Origin of the sequence: Streptomyces sp. adm13(2018) (assembly GCF_008042145.1) — a bacterium.
Taxonomy (GTDB): Bacteria; Actinomycetota; Actinomycetes; order Streptomycetales; family Streptomycetaceae; genus Streptomyces.
Map to the genome: position 1 here is coordinate 343,471 of NZ_RDBH01000141.1, position 18,296 is coordinate 361,766.

Here is an 18,296-nt window from a genome sequence, read left to right on the forward strand (position 1 = left end):
GGGTCCCAGTCTGCCGCCCGGCGCCGCCTCCCGTGCCGTCGGTGCCCCCGGGCGGCAGACTGGGACCCCGCCGGTGATCACCCGCCGGACAGCCCTGGTCCCTGCCGTCGGCGCTCGTGGTCCCGTAAGGGGTCGTCCCCCGTCGAGCCGGTGACCGTTCCCCTAGTGACAGGTTGGTCTTCAATCCGTAGGGTGCTGAATATGGATATGCAGACAGTCGTCGTCCTCGGCACGTCCGGCACGACCCCGCAGGACGTCATCGACGTCGCCCGCCACGGCGCCCGCGTCGAGCTGTCGCCCGAGGCCGTGGAGGCCCTGGCCGCCGCCCGCAACATCGTCGACGCCCTCGCCGCCAAGCCCGAGCCCGTCTACGGGGTCTCCACCGGCTTCGGTGCGCTCGCCACCCGGCACATCGGCCATGACCTCCGCGCCCAGCTCCAGCGCAACATCGTCCGCTCGCACGCCGCCGGCATGGGCCCGCGCGTCGAGCGCGAGGTCGTCCGCGCCCTGATGTTCCTGCGGCTCAAGACCGTCGCCTCCGGCCACACCGGCGTACGCCCCGAGGTCGCCCAGACCATGGCGGACGTCCTCAACGCCGGCATCACCCCGGTCGTGCACGAGTACGGCTCCCTCGGCTGCTCCGGCGACCTCGCGCCGCTCTCCCACTGCGCGCTCGCGCTCATGGGCGAAGGCGACGCCGAGGGCCCCGACGGCGAGCTGCGGCCCGCCGGCGAACTGCTCGCCGCCCACGGCATCACCCCCGTCGAGCTCAAGGAGAAGGAGGGCCTCGCCCTCCTCAACGGCACCGACGGCATGCTCGGCATGCTGGTCATGGCCCTCGCCGACCTCGACACCCTCTACAAGTCGGCCGACATCACCGCCGCGCTCTCCCTCGAAGCCCTCCTCGGCACCCAGAAGGTCCTCGAACCCGAGCTGCACGCCATCCGCCCGCACCCGGGCCAGGCCGCCTCCGCCGCCAACATGCTCGCCGTACTCAAGGGCTCCGAGCTCACCGGCCACTTCCAGAGCGGCGAGGCCCCCCGCGTCCAGGACGCCTACTCGGTGCGCTGCGCCCCCCAGGTCGCCGGCGCCGGCCGCGACACCATGGCCCACGCCCTGCTCGTCGCCGAGCGCGAGCTGGCCGCCGCCGTCGACAACCCGGTGGTCCTCCCCGACGGTCAGGTCCGCTCCAACGGCAACTTCCACGGCGCCCCCGTCGCGTACGTCCTCGACTTCCTCGCCATCGCCGCCGCCGACCTCGGCTCCATCGCCGAGCGCCGCACCGACCGGCTCCTCGACAAGAACCGCTCGCACGGCCTCCCGCCCTTCCTCGCCGACGACGCCGGCGTCGACTCGGGCCTGATGATCGCCCAGTACACCCAGGCCGCCCTGGTCAGCGAGATGAAGCGGCTCGCCGTCCCGGCCTCCGCCGACTCCATCCCGTCCTCCGCGATGCAGGAGGACCACGTCTCCATGGGCTGGTCCGCCGCCCGCAAGCTGCGCACCGCGATCGGCAACCTGAACCGGATCATCGCGGTCGAGCTGTACGCCGCCACCCGCGGCATCGAGCTCCGCCACGGGCTGTCCCCGGCCCCCGCCTCCGCCGCCGCCATCGAGGCCCTGCGCGCGGCCGGCGTCCAGGGCCCCGGCCCGGACCGGTTCCTCGCCCCCGACCTGGCGGCCGCCGACGACTTCGTCCGCGAGGGCCGCCTGGTCGCCGCGGTCGAGCCGGTCACCGGACCGCTCGCCTAGAGCCTCGTCGGCAGCACCCCGATCATGACGTGAGGGCCCGTTCCGGACTTCCCGGGGCGGGCCCTCACGTGCTGCGCCTGTCGTGCGTACGGTCAGGACGTCCGGTCGCGGCGGTGCATCGCCAGCGCCACGAATCCCGCCCCCACGCCGAGGAAGCCCGTACCGCCGAGCAGGTACGACGTGGTGTTCCGGTCGCCGGTCTCGGCGAGGTGCCCGCCGTCCACGGCGGGGCCGTCCCGGGTCACCCCGATCCGCATCCCGCCCCGCTCGTCGGTGGCGTTGGCGGACGGTACGAACCACAGGGCGCACAGCAGCATGCCCGCGGTGGTCGCGGTCAGCAGTGGTCGGCGGGCGGCGGACACGGAAATTTCGATCCCCCTTGCGGAAACCGCGAATTGGTCGGTGCGCCGATGCTAATGAACACAGCGGGTCGTGGGAAAGCCGGGAGCCCCCGTGCGCCTACGCTCCGACCCATGAGCACTTCTGACGCACCGCGCTATGTACGCCTTCGGGTCGATGTGGTCCTGGAGATCGACGGACCGGCCGAGTTGGCCGCCGCCGCCGAGGCCCGGATCGACGCCGACCCGTTCATGCCCGAGGAGGAGCGGGTCCCCGCCCGCGCCGCCGCGAACGAGGACAGCGCGGAGGCCCTCGCCCACCTCGTCGAGCCCTTCGACCTGATCCGCGACGTCCCCGGCATCGAGATGGTCCAGGCCTCCTGGAGCAGTGAGGAGATCGAGTACGACCCCGATGCGCTGGAGTGGGATCTCGACGAGGAAGATGGGCAGGAGGAAGACGACGACGACCGGTCGTAGACCGGTATCCGACCTGTTCGCGGGCCCCGGGACGGCGTCCCGGGGCCCGTGGTGCGCAAGCGGCACGAAGGGTGACGGGGGCCACTGGGGTTCCGGGAACCGGACGGGACCGGTGAGCGTGTCGATCAGTGGTCTTGCCCACAAACGCTCCGCTTCCGGAACCGGACGGGGTGTCATGGGCGTTCATACAAGAAGTTGGCAGGGAACCGGCGACGATGGAGAAGCGTGTGATGACGGACGGCAAGCGCCGCCGCAGGAGCCTGGCCGCCGCGGCCGCCGTGCTCAGCGGTGTGCTGGTGCTCTCGGCGTGCAGCGACGAGGACAAGGGCACCTCCGGCTCAGCGACGCCACAGTCACAGGCCCAGGTCGACGAGGCGGCCGCGCAGAAGACCTCCAAGGCGAAGATCACGATCTCGCCGAAGAACGGCGCGCAGAACGCCTCCATCAACAACGACGCCAAGGTCTCCGTAGCCGAGGGCAAGCTCACCGAGGTCGTCATGACCTCCGCCGAGGGCAAGGCCGTCGAGGGTGAGATAGCCGCCGACGGCCTGAGCTGGAAGCCGACCGGCCAGCTGGAGCGCTCCACGGTCTACAAGATCGCCGCGACCGCCACGGACGCGGAGGGCCTGGAGGCGCACGAGAACTCCTCGTTCACCACGGTCTCCAAGGCCAACAGCTTCATCGGCAACTTCACGCCCGAGGACGGCTCGACCGTCGGCGTCGGCATGCCGGTCTCGATCAACTTCAACAAGGCGATCACCGACAAGAAGGCCGTCCAGGGCGGCATCACCGTCACCTCCAGCACCGGCCAGGAGGTCGTGGGGCACTGGTTCGACGGCACCCGCCTCGACTTCCGCCCGGACGACTACTGGACCGAGGGCTCGACCGTCACCCTCAAGCTCGACCTCGACGGCGTCGAGGGCGCCGACGGCGTCTTCGGCGTCCAGCAGAAGACCGTCACCTTCAAGATCGGCCGCAACCAGGTCTCCACCGTCGACGTCGCGACCAAGACCATGACGGTCACCCAGGACGGCAAGACGATCAAGACCATCCCGATCTCCGCCGGCTCCCCGGACAACCCGACCTACAACGGTCAGATGGTGATCTCCGAGAAGTTCAAGGAGACCCGGATGAACGGCGCGACCGTCGGCTTCACCGACGACGACGGCAAGGGCGAGTACGACATCAAGGACGTGCCGCACGCCATGCGGCTGTCCACCTCTGGCACCTTCATCCACGGCAACTACTGGGGCCCGGACTCGATCTTCGGCTCGGCCAACACCAGCCACGGCTGCGTCGGCCTGAACGACGTCAAGGGCGCCGGCGACCCGAACCAGCAGGCCGCCTGGCTGTACGACCACTCGATCGTCGGCGACGTCGTGATCGTCAAGAACTCCAAGGACAAGACGATCTCCCCGAGCAACGGCCTCAACGGATGGAACATGAGCTGGGCGGACTGGAAGGCCGGCTCCGCGGCCTGATCCACCCCGGACGCACACGGGCGCTGACGGAAGGGCCCCCTCCTGGCGGAGGGGGCCCTTCCGTCACGTCACGAAGGCGTTCCTTCCGTCACGTCACGGAGCGGTCCTTCCCTCACGTCAGCGTGTCCGCCGGTTCGTCCACGCCCCACTGCGCGAGCAGCCGCAGCGCGTCCGCCGACGCCGAGCCCGGCTCCGCCTGGTACGTGATGAGGACCAGGTCCGGATCCCCGCCCGCCACCTGCATGCTCTCGTACGACAACGTCATCTCGCCCACCAGCGGATGCCGCAGCACCTTCGTCCCGTGCCCCTTGTCCGCGACGGTGTGCGCCGCCCACAGCGAGCGGAACGCCTCGCTGCGCACCGACAGCTCCCCGACCAGCGCCAGCAGCGCCGGATCCTCCGGGTAGCAGCCCGCGTACAACCGCAGCACGCTCACCACCTCGGTCGCCTTGCACTCCCAGTCCCGGTACAGATCGTGCGCGTTGGGCCCCAGGAACACCATCCGGGCCACATTGCGCTCCGCCGGGTCCATCGCCTCGAAGTCGCCCATCAGCGCCCGCGCCATCCGGTTCCAGGCCAGCACGTCCAGCCGCCGGCCCACCACGAACGCCGGGACGTCCACCATCGCGTCCAGCAGGTGCCGCAGCCCCGGCCGCACCTGCTGCGGGCGGGCGATCGCCGCCCGGTGCTGCTTCTTCTTCGCCGTCGGCTTGGCCAGGTGCTCCAGATGCGCCCGCTCCGTGTCGCTCAGCCGCAGCGCCCGCGCGATCGAGTCGAGGACCTCCAGGGACACATTGCGGCCGTTGCCCTGTTCGAGCCGGGTGTAGTACGCCACCGACACCCCGGCCAGCTGCGCCAGCTCCTCCCGGCGCAGCCCCGGCACCCGGCGATGCCGCCCGAACTCCGGCAGACCCACGTCCTCCGGCTTCAGCCGGGCCCGGCGCGAGCGCAGGAATTCGCTGAGTTCGGCACTGAGATCCATGCGTCCCGATTATCCCAGGTCGTGCGCCCCGACGGACCGCTGTGCCTGTCCCTGCCAGTGGTAGGAACGCTGGACGTAGGCAGAACAGGGGGCTGGGTGATGCCGCCGCCGGCGCGCAGGCTGGAGCCATGACCACGAACGTGACCACCGTCCCCGCGTACGCCGCACCCGCCGCCGACGCCCCGCTGGAGCGCACCACCGTGCCGCGCCGGCCGGTCGGCGAGCACGACGTCCTCATCGAGATCAAGTACGCCGGAATCTGCCACTCCGACATCCACCAGGCACGCAACGGCTGGGGCGAGGGCATCTTCCCGATGGTCCCCGGCCACGAGATCGCCGGCATCGTCACCGAGGTCGGCTCCGGGGTCAGCCGGTTCCAGGTCGGCGACCGGGTCGGCGTCGGCTGCTTCGTCGACTCCTGCCGCGAGTGCGCCTACTGCCGCCAGGGCCTGGAGCAGTACTGCGTCACCGGCGGCACCGGTACGTACAACGCCCTCGACAAGAACGGCGACCCCACCTACGGCGGCTACTCCAGCCACATCGTCGTCGACGAGAACTACACCCTGCGCATCCCCGAGGGCATCGACCTCGACGAGGCCGCGCCGCTGCTCTGCGCCGGCATCACGCTCTACTCGCCGCTCGCCCACTGGAAGGCCGGCCCTGGCAAGAAGGTCGCGATCGTCGGCCTCGGCGGTCTCGGCCACATGGGCGTCAAGATCGCCCACGCGCTCGGTGCCGAGGTGACCGTCCTCAGCCAGTCCCTCAAGAAGCAGGAGGACGGACTGAAGCTGGGCGCCGACCACTACTACGCCACCAGCGACCCCGCCACCTTCACCGAGCTGGCCGGCACCTTCGACCTGGTGATCTCCACGGTCTCCGCGCCGCTGGACTTCAACGCCTACCTGAGCCTGGTCAGGACCGACGGCGCGCTGGTGAACGTCGGCGCCCCCGAGGAGCCCGTCTCCGTCAACCTCTTCTCCCTCATCGGCGGCCGCAAGACCCTCGCGGGCTCCATGATCGGCAGCATCGGTGAGACGCAGGAGATGCTCGACTTCTGCGCCGAGCACGGCCTCGGGGCGGAGATCGAGGTGATCCGCGCCGAGCAGGTCAACGAGGCCTACGAGCGGGTGCTCGCGAGCGACGTCCGCTACCGCTTCGTGATCGACGCGTCGACGATCTGACGCCTGCGGGCGCGCGCCGGACGCGGGCCCTGTGTGCGGCCTGCGAACGGCGCCTGGACACGGGGGGCCGCGTACCGCGCGTGCAACTGGACGCCGGCGCCCGCGTACGGCGCCTGCACGGGACGGCTGAGCCTGCGCACGGGGCCTGCACAGGACGGCTGAGCCCGCGTGCGGCGCCTGCGCACGGGGCTTGCGTACGCCGCCCGCATCGGACGCCTCCGCCCGCGTACGGTGCCCTGCGCACGGGCCCGCGTGCGGCCGCCTGAGGCACCGCGCGCCGCGTCGCCGGGGCATGACCTCCGGGGTAATCGACCCCGTGGGCCATGCCCCGGCACTCTTGCGTCATGACCGCATACGCCATCGGAAACCTGCACCCGAAGCCCGTCCTCGACGAGGAGGTCTTCACCTACATGGAGCGCGTCCAGAGCACCCTGGACCCCTTCGGAGGCCGCTTCCTCGTGCACGGCGCACCCGCCCGCGAGGTCCGCGAGGGCGACTGGCCGGGCGCCCTCGTGGTCATCGGCTTCCCGTCCTACGACGACGCCCGCGCCTGGTACGACTCCGCCGCCTACCAGGCCCTCATACCGCTCCGCGCCCGCCACATGGCCGGCGACATCCTGCTGATCGAGGGCGTCGCCGACGGCTACGACCCGGCGGTGACGGCCGCGGCGCTGCGGGCCGCGTCAGGCCACCAGGCCTGAGCGGAGCTCCAGCCGCCGGCCGCCGAAGCCCGCCCGGAAGCGCTCGTCGTGGGAGACCGCGACCACCGCGCCCGGGAAGACGGCGAGGGCCGCCTCCAGGTCCTCCACCAGGGAGAGCGCCAGATGGTTGGTCGGCTCGTCCAGGACCAGCAGGTCGACCGGCCGGGTCACCAGCCGGGCCAGCTCCAGTCGGCGCTGCTGGCCCACCGAGAGCCGCGTCACCGGCACGGACAGGTCCTCCTCCCGGAAGAGCCCGAGGGCGAGCAGCTCCGCCGCGTGCTCCTCGGGCGGACCGGGGCGTCCGGCCGCGTACTCCGTGAGCAGCGGTTTCGGCGACGGCACGGCGGGCAGCTCCTGGCGCAGCCGGCCGACCCGGCCCGAACGGCCGACCGTCCCGCGGTCGGGACGCAGGTCCCCGGAGAGGACCCGGAGCAGGGTCGACTTGCCGGCGCCGTTGGGCCCGGAGACGAGCAGCCGGTCCCCGGGGGAGACCCGCAGCGCGTCGATCCGCAGGCGCTCGCCGACGGCGACGCCGACGAGCTCGACGAGCGGCCCGGCGGCCGGCGACCGCCCGGTGACCAGCGGCTCGTCGACCGGCGACCGACCGGTGACGAGCGGCCCGGCGGCGAGCGGCCCGTCGACCAGCGGCCCGCCGGCCGCGCCGGCGACGGAGCCTCCCTCGCCGCCAGTGCCCGCCGTCGTGATCCGGGCCGTGAACCGCAGAGGTTCCGGCGGGGCCGGGACCGGGGACCTCCGTAGCTGCTCCAGCCTGATTCGGGCCGCCCTGACCTGGCCCGACAGCTTGTTCTCGTGCGAGCGGCGGTGCTTGCCGAAGCCCTGCCCGGGGTCCTTCCCGGCCCCCGCGAGCCGCTGCCCTGCCGCCGCCACCAGCTCCTCGGTACGGGCCAGCTCCTCCCGCCACTCCTCGTGCTCCCGCACCCGGCGGCGACGGTCCGCGGCCTTCGCCGCGCGGTAGCCGGACCAGCCGTCGCCGTACCGGGTCACCGCGCGGGTGTCCCGGTCGACCTCCAGGATCGTGGTCGCCATGCCCTCCAGGAACGCCCGGTCGTGGGTGACCGCGACCACGGTGCCGCGGTGGGTGCGCAGCCGTTCCTCCAGCCAGCCGGCGGCCGCGCGGTCGAGGTGGTTGGTCGGTTCGTCGAGGAGCAGCAGCTCGGCGCCCGAGGCGAGGACGCAGGCGAGGGCGAGCCGTGACTGCTCGCCGCCGGAGAGCGTGCCGACGTGCCGCCCGTACGGCACGTGACCGAGGCCGAGGCCGTGCAGGGCGGCGTCCACCCGGGCGTCGGCCTGGTAGCCGCCGCGCTCCTCGTAGCGGGCGGCGAGTTCCCCGTAAGCGAGGAGTTCCGCGGGTGTCGCGGAGCCGAGCGTCTCCTCGGCGGCCCGCATCTCCCGTTCCATGGAACGGAGTTCGGCGAGGGCCGCGTCGACGGCGTGCCGCACGGTGTGCTCGGGCCCGAGGCCGAGGGTCTCGGCGAGCGTCTGGGCGAGACGGGCGACGCCGCCGGGGAAGCGGACGGTCACCTCGCCGGTGTCGGGCGCCTCGGCCCCGGCCAGGAGCCGGAGCAGGGTGGACTTGCCGGAGCCGTTCTCCCCGATGACGGCGGCCTTCTCGCCCGGTCGGACGGTGAGCGTGAGCTGGTCGAGGACGGAGCGGTCCCCGTAGGACTTGGAGACGTCTTTCAGGGTCAACTGGGCGCGGTCGCGCATGGGATCTTTCCCTGGGTGCTGGGGGGCGTTCGGGCCGCGAAGGGGACACCGGGACCACCACTGCCGCGCCCCGGGGGCGGCGGATCAGCGGGTCGGACCGTGTCCTCGGCCGGAATCAGAGAAAGAAGTACAAGGCACCCATGGCGGCGAGTGTAGCCACCGGGGTGCGGGACCGCCGCGCCTTTTCGCGACGGCGGATCCCGTCCCCGGACCGTCAGCCGTCGGTCTTCGCCACGCCGATCGGGCAGGAGACGCCCGTGCCGCCGATACCGCAGTAGCCCGCCGGATTCTTGTCCAGGTACTGCTGGTGATAGCCCTCCGCCGGGTAGAGCGGGCGGCCCTCCGCCGGGAGGATCTCCGTGGTGATCGTGCCGTAGCCCGAGCGCGTCAGGACCTGCTGGTAGGCCGCGCGGGAGGCCTCGGCGGCCGCCGCCTGGGCGGGGGAGTGGGGGTAGAGGGCCGAGCGGTACTGGGTGCCCACGTCGTTTCCCTGGCGGAAGCCCTGGGTCGGGTCGTGCGACTCCCAGAAGAGCTTCAGGAGGGACTCGTACGAGACCTTCGACGGGTCGAAGACGACCCGGACGGCCTCGGTGTGACCGGTCAGGCCCGAGCAGACCTCCTCGTAGGCCGGGTTCGGCGTGGAGCCGCCCTGGTAGCCGACGAGGGTCGTCCAGACGCCGTCGGTCTGCCAGAACTTCCGCTCGGCGCCCCAGAAGCAGCCGAGGGCGACGTCGGCGACCTCCAGGCCCTCCGGGTACGGGCCGAGGAGCGGGTTGCCMAGGACGGTGTGGCGCTCGGGAACGGCGAACTCCGGCTCGGGGCGGCCGCGCAGGGCCTGCTCGGGGGGGTCAGCGCGGCAGCGTCGCCGGGTTGCCGCCGTTCGCCTCGTACCCCGCCACCGCCAGGTTGCGGAAGACCGTGAACTCCGCCGCCGGGTCCCCGCTCAGCGTCCACGGCACCGAGCCCACGTGCCCGTCGACCTTCACCAGCTGGTGCATCGCCTCCGCCCAGCGCTCCCCGCGCACCAGGAACCAGACGAGCAGATGGCGTACGTGCGCCAGCATCGGGTCGTCGGGCCGGGCCGAGTGCACCGCGTACAGCGCGCCGTCCAGCGCCTTCGACACCACGGCCGTACGGAAGAAGTCCCGCACCAGCACCATGTCCGGCACGTGCTCGTACACCGCGAACAGCGGGAGCGCCGCCAGCAGCGAACCCCGCGGGGCGCGTGCCGCGGCCGTCGTCGCGAAGTGGTCGGCCTCCTCGCGCGAGCCGTGCCACTTCTCGCACCAGTAGTGCAGCGCCGCGAGATGGGCGCCCATGTGCTGCGGCGCCCGGTCGATGACCCGCGCCCACACCTGGTCGAACTCCTCGTGGCTGTAGCCCAGACCGCGGGCCACGGCCAGCTGCGTGATGTACGGGACGGGGTCGCCCGGGGCGAGCAGCGCCGCCTCCTCGGTGACCTTCCGCCCCTCCTCCAGGATGATCCGGAAGTCCTCGGTCCCGGCCGCCGAGGAGCGCCAGGCCTGCTGCACCAGGAACTCGCCGTGCACGGCCGCGCCGCCCGCGTCCTTCGGGGCCTCCGCCCGCCAGGTCCGCAGCCAGGCGCCGCCGACGCCCGGCCGCTCCTGGAGTTCGAGGGACGCGGCGCCCGCGAACGCCTGTACGCGCTGCCAGCGCACTTCGCCGTCCGCGTCGGTGGCGGCGAGCAGCCGCGACGCGGCCCGCCAGTCCTGGGTGGCCTGGACGACGTCCAGCACGTGCAGCAGCTCGTCGTCCGCGCCCGGAAGCCGCACGTCCTGGTCCTCCTGGCGCACGAATCCGTACGCCTCCGGGTCCGCCGCGTCCGGTGCGCCCGGCGCGACCTGGCGGATCCCGCCACCGCGGCGGCGCAGCAGGTAGGGGCCGAGGACGCCGAACAGCAGCCCCAGGGCGATCAGGAACCAGAGAATCTCCATGTGTCCATTGTCCAGGACGCAGGATGAGACGATCGCGGCACCGGGGGCCGCTCAGGACTACGCTCCTGACACATGAGCGACCAGCACTCTCACCAGAGCTTCGAGACCCGTGCGATCCACGCGGGCAACACCGCCGACCCGCTGACCGGCGCGGTCGTCCCGCCCATCTACCAGGTGTCCACCTACAAGCAGGACGGCGTGGGCGGGCTGCGCGGCGGTTACGAGTACAGCCGCAGCGCGAACCCCACCCGTACCGCGCTGGAGGAGAACCTGGCGGCCCTGGAGGGCGGCCGCCGCGGTCTCGCCTTCGCCTCGGGCCTGGCCGCCGAGGACTGCCTGCTGCGCGCGCTCCTCGCGCCCGGCGACCACGTGGTCATCCCGAACGACGCCTACGGCGGCACCTTCCGGCTCTTCGCCAAGGTCGTGCAGCGCTGGGGCGTCGACTTCTCCGTCGCGAACACCTCCGACGTCGAGGCGGTCCGCTCCGCCGTCAACGAGCGCACCAAGCTGATCTGGGTCGAGACCCCGTCCAACCCGCTGCTCGGCATCACCGACATCGAGGCGATCGCGGGCGTGGCCCGCCAGGCCGGCGTGAAGCTCGTCGTCGACAACACCTTCGCCTCGCCGTACCTCCAGCAGCCGCTGGCGCTCGGCGCGGACGTCGTCGTGCACTCCCTCACCAAGTACATGGGCGGCCACTCGGACGTCGTCGGCGGCGCGCTCGTGACGGCCGACGAGGCGCTCGGCGAGGAGCTCGCGTACCACCAGAACGCCATGGGCGCGGTCGCCGGCCCCTTCGACTCGTGGATCGTGCTGCGCGGCATCAAGACCCTCGCGGTCCGCATGGACCGGCACAGCGAGAACGCCGAGAAGATCGTCGAGATGCTGGTCCAGCACCCGAAGGTCTCCCAGGTCCTCTACCCGGGCCTGCCGGAGCACCCGGGCCACGAGGTCGCCGCCAAGCAGATGCGGTCCTTCGGCGGCATGATCTCGTTCCGTGTGGAGGGCGGCGAAGAGGCGGCCGTCGAGGTCTGCAACCGTGCGCAGCTCTTCACCCTCGGTGAGTCCCTCGGCGGCGTCGAGTCCCTCATCGAGCACCCGGGCCGGATGACCCACGCGAGCGTCGCGGGCTCCGCCCTGGAGGTACCGGCCGACCTCGTCCGCCTCTCGGTGGGCATCGAGAACGTCGACGACCTGCTTGCCGACCTGCGTCAGGCGCTGGGCTAGTCGCCGCGGGCCGGGCGGGCGCTCCCCTGGGAGGGGGCGTCCGCCCGGCCCGTCGTACAGCGGCCCACCGGCGCCCGGCCGTCGTGCAGCGGCCCCCCAGCGTCCCCGGGCGGCGGGTCAGGTGCCGGGCAGCGGGTCCTTCATCGAGGCCCGGATCTCCTCGCGCAGTTCGGGACTGTCCTGGTGCTCGTGGACGGTGACCACGTGCTGGACGGCGGCCCGTACGAGCTCCTCCTCCTCGCCCGCCATGTAGAGCGAGCAGCCGGAGACACTCGGGGTGTCCCGGCAGTCGGTTGCTTTCCTGGCCATGACGACCTCCTGACGGCCCTGCGGACAGGTCCCTCTTCCAGGCTAGGACCGTCGTCACAGCCCGTCGAACGGCGGCGTGGTCTCCACCGGGACCTCCCAGGGCTGGACCGTCGACGCCCACAGCACGAAGGCGAGCACCGCGAGCGCGAACAGCGTCCACGCGGCCCGGCGGGCCGCCCTGTTCCGCCGCAGCAGCCGGGCGCCGCGCTCCGCGGCCTCGGCGGCGAGGCCTCCCGGGACGGGTGGATGCGGGGTGTCGAGCAGCCGCCGTACCGCCGCCTCCTTGTCCTCGTGGCGGCTCACGGGCCGTCCTCGTGACGGCTCACGCGGCGGTCCTCCCGCCGGGCGTCCCCGCGCCGCCCCGGGCGGCGGCCCGCAGTGCGGCCACCGCGCGGGCGTGGACCGCCCGCACCCGGGTCTCCGGCAGTCCGAGCTGGGCCGCCACCTGCTCCTCGGCGACTCCCTCGTACAGCCGGAGGACGAGGACGAGCCGCTCCTGCGGGTGGAGCGCGGAGAGCACCCCGCCCCGGCCGCCGTGGTGCCGCCAGGCGGTGCGCGCGAACCGGGCGGCGAGCTCGCGCCGGGTCAGGTCGTACGGATCCTCGTCCCGCAGCCGGTCCCACACCGCGAAGGTGTGGGCGAGGGCGGCGGTCAGCAGCGCGCGGGCGTGCGGGTTGCGGGTGCGGGTCTCGGCGGTGAGCAGCGTCGCGGCGTGCAGCAGCCGGCCCGCCGCCCCGGCCACGAACGCGTCGAACTCCCGGGCGCGGTGGGCGCGTTCGGCACGGTGTCCGGCGCGCTGCTCTCGCACGTCCTCATCTGAGGACAGCCCGGGGGCGGGGTCAAGAGGTCTGCGCGGACTCGCTCGGCGTCCCGGCCGGGTCCCCGGGCTCCGCCGCGGGCGCCGCCGGCGCCGCGGACTCCGCGACCGGCCCGCCCGTGTGCGCCGACTGCCGTGCGGACAGGGCGGTGTTGAAGCGGGTGAGGAGGGTGCAGAAGGACTCCCGCTCGTCCGGCGTCCAGCCCTCGGTGACCTCCACCATCAGCTGGCGGCGCGAGGAACGGACCTCCTCCAGGCGGGCCAGACCGCGCGGGGACAGCTGGAGCACGACCGCCCGCCCGTCCTCCGGGTGCGAGGTCCGCTTCACCAGTCCGGTGTCGACGAGCGGGGCGACCTGCCGGGTGACCGTCGAGGAGTCGATGCCCATGCCCGCCGCCAGGGCCTTGACACCCATCGGGCCCTCCTGGTCCAGGCGGTTGAGGAGCAGATAGGCCGCGCGGTCCATCGAGTTGCGGAGCTGCCCGGTGCCACCGAGGCGGGTCTGCTCGGCCCGGCGGGCGAAGACGGCCACCTGGTGCTGGAGGGCATCGAGGAGACCGGGGTCGAACGCAGTCGTCATGTCCTGAGATGTGGGCATGGCTGGGGGTCTCTCTCGTGCGGGGGTGGTCGGTGTGGGGGACACAGTACGCGGCCCCGGGGAGGTCCGTACCGGGCCTGCGCAAACCCGCTCGGGGCCCTGGTGGCCGGGCGGCCACCAGGGCCGTGAGCTGCGAGACTTGCTGTCATGAGCTTCCGTACGCCAGACCCCTTGCACCGGCTGATGCTCGACGACGTACGGGGGGCGCAGAAGATGCTGTCCGGGGTGGCCCGGACGACCGCGATGGAGGGCAGCCGCCATCTGTCGTCGCTGGTGGGGGCGCCCGTACACCTCAAGTGCGAGAACCTGCAGCGGACCGGCTCCTTCAAACTGCGCGGGGCGTACGTGCGGATCGCCGGGCTGCGCCCGGAGCAGCGGGCGGCGGGCGTCGTCGCCGCCTCGGCGGGCAACCACGCGCAGGGTGTGGCGCTCGCCTCACGTCTGCTCGGGGTGCACGCGACCGTCTTCATGCCCGTCGGGGCGCCGCTGCCGAAGGTCGCCGCGACCCGGGAGTACGGCGCCGACGTCCGGCTGCACGGGCACGTCGTGGACGAGACGCTCGCGGCCGCGGAGCAGTACGCCCGGGAGACCGGGGCCGTGTTCATCCACCCCTTCGACCACCCCGACATCATCGTGGGGCAGGGCACGGTCGGCCTGGAGATCCTGGAGCAGTGCCCGGAGGTGCGGACCATCCTGGTGGGCGTCGGCGGTGGCGGTCTGGCCGCCGGCATCGGTCTCGCGGTGAAGTCGGTGCGCCCGGACGTGCGGGTGATCGGAGTGCAGGCCGAGGGGGCGGCCGCCTACCCGCCCTCGCTGGCCGCCGGACACCCCGTGGTGGTCGAGTCGCCGGTGACGATGGCGGACGGGATCAAGGTGGGACGGCCCGGCGACGTGCCGTTCGCACTGATCCAGGAGTACGTCGACGAGGTCCGCACGGTGTCCGAGGACGCCCTCTCCTCGGCGCTGCTGCTCTGCCTGGAGCGGGCCAAGCTGGTCGTCGAACCGGCCGGGGCCAGTCCCGTCGCGGCGCTGCTCAGCGACCCGACGTCGTTCCGCGGGCCGGTGGTGGCGGTGCTGTCCGGCGGCAACGTGGACCCGCTGCTGCTCCAGCGGATCCTGCGGCACGGCATGTCCGCCGGGGGCCGCTACCTGAGCCTGCGCCTGCGGGTCACGGACCGGCCGGGAGCCCTGGCGACCCTCCTCGCGGTGCTCACCGTCGCCGACGCGAACGTCCTGGACGTCAGCCACGTGCGCACCGATCCGCGGCTGGGCCTGACCGAGGCGGAGGTCGAGCTGCACCTGGAGACCAAGGGCCCCGAGCACTGCCGCGAGGTCGCGGACGCGCTGCGGGACGCGGGGTACACGGTCCTGGACTGAGGCGCACGCGGTCCTCCTGGAGGAGGCGTACGCGGTCCTGGACCGAGGCGTGCGCGGTCCTGGACCGAGGCGCACGCGGGCGCCCCCGGCGAAGGCCCGCCCACCCCATGATCATGTGCGCCACATCACATATTCACTGGGCGGGGCGGGTCCGGCGAACCTAGGATCGGTGGGAAACGACCGGATTCAACCTCCGTTTCTCCCTGGGAGCACCCACATGCCAGGAGCGATCTACGCCGAGGGCCTGGTGAAGACCTTCGGCGACGTACGAGCCCTGGACGGCGTCGACCTCGACGTCCCCGAGGGCACCGTCCTGGGACTGCTCGGCCCGAACGGCGCGGGGAAGACGACCGCCGTGCGCGTGCTGACCACCCTCCTCCAGCCCGACAGCGGCCGCGCCGTCGTGGCCGGCATCGACGTCCTCAAGGACCCCGACGAGGTGCGCCGCAGGATCGGGCTCTCCGGCCAGTTCGCCGCCGTCGACGAGTACCTGACCGGCCGGGAGAACCTCCAGATGGTCGGGCAGCTCTACCAGATGAAGGCGAAGGCCGCGAAGGTGCGGGCCGACGAGCTCCTGGAGCGCTTCAACCTCGCGGACGCCGCCGACCGCACCGCGAAGACGTACTCCGGCGGCATGCGCCGCCGGCTCGACCTCGCCGCCGCCCTCGTGGTGTCCCCGCCGGTCATGTTCATGGACGAGCCGACCACCGGCCTCGACCCGCGGAACCGGCAGAGCCTGTGGGAGGTCATCAAGGAGCTGGTGGCGGGCGGTACGACGCTGCTGCTCACCACCCAGTACCTGGAGGAGGCCGACCACCTCGCCCACGACATCTGCGTGGTCGACCACGGCAAGGTCATCGCSCGCGGCACCTCCGACCAGCTCAAGGCGCAGACGGGCGGCGAGCGGGTCGAGGTCGTCGTCCACACGGCGGGGATGATCGGCGACGCCCGGCAGGTCCTCGCCCGCCACGCCCTCGGGGACGGCGGCCGGGGCGTCGGGGACGGCGGCCGCGGCGAGGTGTCCGTCGAGGAGCACACCCGCAAGCTGACGGTCCCCGTCACCGGCGGCGCGAAGCTGCTCGCCGAGGTCATCCGCGAGCTGGACGCCGTGGGGGTCGAGATCGACGACATCGGACTGCGCCGCCCCACCCTGGACGACGTCTTCATCTCCCTCACCGGCCACGCGGCCGAGCGGGAGGCGGAAGGAAACGGAGATCCGGCCGGGACGTCCCGGCCGGGCGGCCGCGACGGCAAGCGCGTGAAGGAGACGGCCGAGTGAGCACCCTGAACGACTCCCTGGTCATCGCCCGCAGGAACCTGATCAGGATGTCCCGGATCCCGGAGATGATCCTGTTCGGTCTGATCCAGCCGGTGATGTTCGTGATCCTCTTCACGTACGTGTTCGGCGGCTCGATGAGCGTCGCCGGCAGCACCGACCCGGACGTCTACAAGAACTTCCTGATGGCCGGCATCTTCGCGCAGACCGTCACCTTCGCCACGGCCGGCGCGGGCGCCGGCATCGCCGACGACATGCACAAGGGCCTCATCGACCGGTTCCGCTCCTTGCCGATGGCCCGCGGGGCGGTCCTCACCGGCCGGACCCTGGCCGACCTCGTCCAGACCGCGCTGACGCTCGCCGTGCTCGCGGTCGTCGCCCTGATCATCGGCTGGCGCCCGGGCTACGCCGCGCCGACCAACGTCGGGAAGGTGATGGCCGGCTTCGCCCTGCTGCTCCTCCTCGGCTACGCCTTCACGTGGATCGGCGCCCTGATCGGCCTCTCGGTCCGCACCCCCGAGGCCGCCACCTCGGGCGGTCTGATCTGGCTCTTCCCGGTCACCTTCATCTCGAACGCCTTCGTGGACTCCAGCAACCTGCCCGGCTGGCTCCAGCCCGTCGCGGACTGGAACCCGTTCAGCGCGACCGTCCAGGCCTGCCGGAAGCTCTTCGGCGATCCCGGCCTGTCACCCTCCGACGCCTGGCCGATGCAGTACCCGGTGTGGGCCTCGCTCCTCTACTCCGTGCTGATCGTCGCGGTCTTCCGGACCCTGTCCGTCCGCAAGTACCGGCGCGCGAACGGCTGACGCCCCGGCCCTCCGCGCCGTACGGCAGGACGACCCGGCTCAGTGTCGCCGGGCCGGTGTCGGCCGATCCGCTCGCGCCGCGCCGCCGCGCCGGACGGCCTGCGAGAGGCCGGACAGCGCGAAGGGCCGGACCCGAGGGGGTCCGGCCCTTCGCGGAACGTCTGGATCAGCCGGTGTACGGCTTCGCGCCGAGGATCTTCACCGTGGCCTTCTTGCCGTTCGGCAGCTCGTACTCGGCGTCGTCACCGGCCTTCTTGCCGTTGACGCCGACGCCGAGCGGCGACTGCGGCGAGTAGGTCTCGATGTCCCCGCTCGCGTACTCGCGGGAGGCGAGCAGGAAGGTCATCGTGTCGTTCTCGTCGCCGTCGAAGGCGATGGTGACGACCATGCCCGGCTCGACGACGCCGTCGTCCGCCGGAGCCTCGCCGACCTTGGCGTGCTCGAGGAGCTGGGTCAGCTGCCGGATGCGGAGCTCCTGCTTGCCCTGCTCCTCCTTGGCCGCGTGGTACCCGCCGTTCTCGCGCAGGTCCCCCTCTTCGCGGGCTGCGGCGATCTTGACGGTGATCTCCGTGCGCGCGGGACCAGACAGGTACTCAAGCTCGTCCTTGAGCTTGTTGTACGCCTCCTGGGTGAGCCAGGTGACGTTGTCGCTGGTCTGGGTCACAGGTGCTCCTCGTAGGTACTGGGAATACAAAGCATCGCCCTACACGGGAAAGCTCTGCTCTCCCGGGTGGGCGAAACCACGAGCCTAACAATGAGTGGCGAAAAGCGGGAGGACATAACCATCGGGATGGCGTCACCCCAGGTCACCGGGGTGACTCGCCGGGACTCGACACCCGGTCCCTACCCACTGCTACCGAGCCGTACACCCCATGAGCTCCGCGCTCGTCGCCTGCGCGGTCGTGCGCAGCGAGAAGACGCGGTCGACCCGCTCGGCGCGGTCGTCGATCCGGACGTCCTTGCGGGCCACCTCGGCCCCGTCCTCGGAGCGGGAGCGGAGGGTGCAGACGCCCTTGACGCCCTCGTCCTTGCGGACCTCCAGGTGCACCTGCACCTCGGTGGAACTCACCACGTCGAACTTGATCATCTCGGCACTGATCTTGCTGTCGACCACGTAGTACCAGCCGAACCAGCCCAGCAGTCCGAGGAAGAGAACGCCGAGCACCGCGCCCGTGATCCTGAGCCTGCGGTCGGCGGCCTCGTCCGCGGAGCGCCCGTAGCGCCCCTCGGGCAGCTGCTCTCGCACCGCGCTCATGATCGTTCCTCTCGATGTCGGGGGCTGCGGAATTTT

General features: G+C 72.3%; 20 protein-coding genes. 9 read left to right on the top strand and 11 right to left on the bottom strand.

What is annotated here, in order from left to right; translation table 11 throughout:
- Positions 1-207: 207 nt before the first annotated feature.
- A complete protein-coding gene (gene hutH / locus EAO70_RS38210; protein WP_187284134.1) occupies positions 208-1,752 on the top strand; it encodes a histidine ammonia-lyase in 1,545 nt (514 codons plus the stop codon).
- Positions 1,753-1,844: 92 nt separating this feature from the next.
- On the opposite strand, the gene EAO70_RS29630 is transcribed toward hutH, so the two are convergent.
- Positions 1,845-2,114, bottom strand: coding sequence for an LPXTG cell wall anchor domain-containing protein (locus EAO70_RS29630; protein WP_187284092.1), 270 nt, complete (start codon positions 2,112-2,114; stop codon positions 1,845-1,847).
- A 111-nt stretch (positions 2,115-2,225) separates the two neighbouring features.
- Here EAO70_RS29630 and EAO70_RS29635 point away from each other — a divergent pair, with 111 nt between their 5' ends.
- Complete coding sequence (locus EAO70_RS29635; RefSeq protein ID WP_148005922.1) at positions 2,226-2,567, top strand: hypothetical protein; 342 nt, start codon at positions 2,226-2,228, stop codon at positions 2,565-2,567.
- Between the two features lie 215 nt (positions 2,568-2,782).
- Entirely contained in the window at positions 2,783-4,048 is a 1,266-nt protein-coding gene (locus EAO70_RS29640) for an Ig-like domain-containing protein (RefSeq protein ID WP_148005923.1), read from the top strand.
- Positions 4,049-4,160: 112 nt separating this feature from the next.
- Here EAO70_RS29640 and EAO70_RS29645 read toward each other — a convergent pair whose 3' ends face one another.
- Complete coding sequence (locus EAO70_RS29645) at positions 4,161-5,030, bottom strand: helix-turn-helix domain-containing protein (RefSeq protein ID WP_148005924.1); 870 nt, start codon at positions 5,028-5,030, stop codon at positions 4,161-4,163.
- Positions 5,031-5,158: 128 nt separating this feature from the next.
- On the opposite strand from EAO70_RS29645, the gene EAO70_RS29650 reads away from it, so the two are divergent.
- Positions 5,159-6,211, top strand: coding sequence for an NAD(P)-dependent alcohol dehydrogenase (locus EAO70_RS29650; protein ID WP_148005925.1), 1,053 nt, complete (start codon positions 5,159-5,161; stop codon positions 6,209-6,211).
- A 344-nt stretch (positions 6,212-6,555) separates the two neighbouring features.
- Positions 6,556-6,912 (top strand): DUF1330 domain-containing protein, encoded by a 357-nt coding sequence (locus EAO70_RS29655; protein ID WP_148005926.1) that lies wholly within the window; start codon positions 6,556-6,558, stop codon positions 6,910-6,912.
- On the opposite strand, the gene EAO70_RS29660 is transcribed toward EAO70_RS29655, so the two are convergent.
- The 3 genes from EAO70_RS29660 to EAO70_RS29670 form a co-directional block, all read right to left on the bottom strand.
- Complete coding sequence (locus EAO70_RS29660) at positions 6,895-8,640, bottom strand: ABC-F family ATP-binding cassette domain-containing protein (protein WP_148005927.1); 1,746 nt, start codon at positions 8,638-8,640, stop codon at positions 6,895-6,897. The genes EAO70_RS29655 and EAO70_RS29660 overlap by 18 nt on opposite strands.
- Before the next feature lie 214 nt (positions 8,641-8,854).
- Positions 8,855-9,472: a peptide-methionine (S)-S-oxide reductase MsrA gene (msrA, locus tag EAO70_RS29665; RefSeq protein WP_148005928.1), complete on the bottom strand. Its 618-nt coding sequence runs from the start codon at positions 9,470-9,472 to the stop codon at positions 8,855-8,857.
- Between the two features lie 16 nt (positions 9,473-9,488).
- Complete coding sequence (locus EAO70_RS29670; protein WP_148005929.1) at positions 9,489-10,595, bottom strand: hypothetical protein; 1,107 nt, start codon at positions 10,593-10,595, stop codon at positions 9,489-9,491.
- A 72-nt stretch (positions 10,596-10,667) separates the two neighbouring features.
- Here EAO70_RS29670 and EAO70_RS29675 point away from each other — a divergent pair, with 72 nt between their 5' ends.
- Positions 10,668-11,822: a cystathionine gamma-synthase gene (locus tag EAO70_RS29675; RefSeq protein ID WP_148005930.1), complete on the top strand. Its 1,155-nt coding sequence runs from the start codon at positions 10,668-10,670 to the stop codon at positions 11,820-11,822.
- 117 nt (positions 11,823-11,939) lie between these two features.
- On the opposite strand, the gene EAO70_RS29680 is transcribed toward EAO70_RS29675, so the two are convergent.
- Genes EAO70_RS29680 through EAO70_RS29695 form a run of 4 tightly spaced genes read right to left on the bottom strand, consistent with a single transcriptional unit; the run spans position 11,940 to position 13,546 of the window.
- Positions 11,940-12,131: a DUF1059 domain-containing protein gene (locus EAO70_RS29680; protein ID WP_148005931.1), complete on the bottom strand. Its 192-nt coding sequence runs from the start codon at positions 12,129-12,131 to the stop codon at positions 11,940-11,942.
- 54 nt (positions 12,132-12,185) lie between these two features.
- The gene (locus EAO70_RS29685) at positions 12,186-12,434 is read right to left on the bottom strand and encodes a hypothetical protein (protein ID WP_148005932.1); all 249 of its coding nucleotides are present in this window, start codon (positions 12,432-12,434) and stop codon (positions 12,186-12,188) included.
- Positions 12,435-12,453: 19 nt separating this feature from the next.
- The gene (locus tag EAO70_RS29690; protein ID WP_148005933.1) at positions 12,454-12,939 is read right to left on the bottom strand and encodes a sigma factor-like helix-turn-helix DNA-binding protein; all 486 of its coding nucleotides are present in this window, start codon (positions 12,937-12,939) and stop codon (positions 12,454-12,456) included.
- A gap of 31 nt (positions 12,940-12,970) precedes the next feature.
- A complete protein-coding gene (locus tag EAO70_RS29695; protein WP_187284093.1) occupies positions 12,971-13,546 on the bottom strand; it encodes a MarR family winged helix-turn-helix transcriptional regulator in 576 nt (191 codons plus the stop codon).
- A 147-nt stretch (positions 13,547-13,693) separates the two neighbouring features.
- Between EAO70_RS29695 and ilvA the strand changes: the two genes are divergently transcribed.
- The 3 genes from ilvA (at position 13,694) to EAO70_RS29710 (ending at position 17,005) form a co-directional block, all read left to right on the top strand.
- Entirely contained in the window at positions 13,694-14,923 is a 1,230-nt protein-coding gene (ilvA, locus tag EAO70_RS29700) for a threonine ammonia-lyase (RefSeq protein ID WP_148005935.1), read from the top strand.
- A 217-nt stretch (positions 14,924-15,140) separates the two neighbouring features.
- Entirely contained in the window at positions 15,141-16,202 is a 1,062-nt protein-coding gene (locus EAO70_RS29705) for an ATP-binding cassette domain-containing protein (RefSeq protein WP_148005936.1), read from the top strand.
- Positions 16,199-17,005, top strand: a complete 807-nt coding sequence (locus EAO70_RS29710; RefSeq protein ID WP_148005937.1) for an ABC transporter permease — start codon at positions 16,199-16,201, stop codon at positions 17,003-17,005. The genes EAO70_RS29705 and EAO70_RS29710 overlap by 4 nt, the downstream gene beginning before the upstream one ends.
- A gap of 166 nt (positions 17,006-17,171) precedes the next feature.
- On the opposite strand, the gene greA is transcribed toward EAO70_RS29710, so the two are convergent.
- Together greA and EAO70_RS29720 are read right to left on the bottom strand one after the other, a co-directional pair.
- Positions 17,172-17,669, bottom strand: a complete 498-nt coding sequence (gene greA, locus EAO70_RS29715) for a transcription elongation factor GreA (protein WP_148005938.1) — start codon at positions 17,667-17,669, stop codon at positions 17,172-17,174.
- A 189-nt stretch (positions 17,670-17,858) separates the two neighbouring features.
- Positions 17,859-18,260 (bottom strand): DUF4307 domain-containing protein, encoded by a 402-nt coding sequence (locus EAO70_RS29720; RefSeq protein ID WP_148005939.1) that lies wholly within the window; start codon positions 18,258-18,260, stop codon positions 17,859-17,861.
- Positions 18,261-18,296: the final 36 nt, after the last annotated feature.

Bases quoted from the DNA above. Each gene is read 5' to 3' on its own strand.
- EAO70_RS29660 (WP_148005927.1), bottom strand. From the start codon at position 8,640: ATGCGCGACCGCGCCCAGTTGACCCTGAAAGACGTCTCCAAGTCCTAC.
- EAO70_RS29675 (WP_148005930.1), top strand. From the start codon at position 10,668: ATGAGCGACCAGCACTCTCACCAGAGCTTCGAGACCCGTGCGATCCAC.
- EAO70_RS29695 (WP_187284093.1), bottom strand. From the start codon at position 13,546: ATGCCCACATCTCAGGACATGACGACTGCGTTCGACCCCGGTCTCCTC.
- EAO70_RS29645 (WP_148005924.1), bottom strand. From the start codon at position 5,030: ATGGATCTCAGTGCCGAACTCAGCGAATTCCTGCGCTCGCGCCGGGCC.
- hutH (WP_187284134.1), top strand. From the start codon at position 208: ATGCAGACAGTCGTCGTCCTCGGCACGTCCGGCACGACCCCGCAGGAC.
- EAO70_RS29640 (WP_148005923.1), top strand. From the start codon at position 2,783: ATGGAGAAGCGTGTGATGACGGACGGCAAGCGCCGCCGCAGGAGCCTG.
- EAO70_RS29680 (WP_148005931.1), bottom strand. From the start codon at position 12,131: ATGGCCAGGAAAGCAACCGACTGCCGGGACACCCCGAGTGTCTCCGGC.
- ilvA (WP_148005935.1), top strand. From the start codon at position 13,694: ATGAGCTTCCGTACGCCAGACCCCTTGCACCGGCTGATGCTCGACGAC.
- EAO70_RS29655 (WP_148005926.1), top strand. From the start codon at position 6,556: ATGACCGCATACGCCATCGGAAACCTGCACCCGAAGCCCGTCCTCGAC.
- EAO70_RS29650 (WP_148005925.1), top strand. From the start codon at position 5,159: ATGACCACGAACGTGACCACCGTCCCCGCGTACGCCGCACCCGCCGCC.
- EAO70_RS29720 (WP_148005939.1), bottom strand. From the start codon at position 18,260: ATGAGCGCGGTGCGAGAGCAGCTGCCCGAGGGGCGCTACGGGCGCTCC.
- EAO70_RS29670 (WP_148005929.1), bottom strand. From the start codon at position 10,595: ATGGAGATTCTCTGGTTCCTGATCGCCCTGGGGCTGCTGTTCGGCGTC.
- EAO70_RS29635 (WP_148005922.1), top strand. From the start codon at position 2,226: ATGAGCACTTCTGACGCACCGCGCTATGTACGCCTTCGGGTCGATGTG.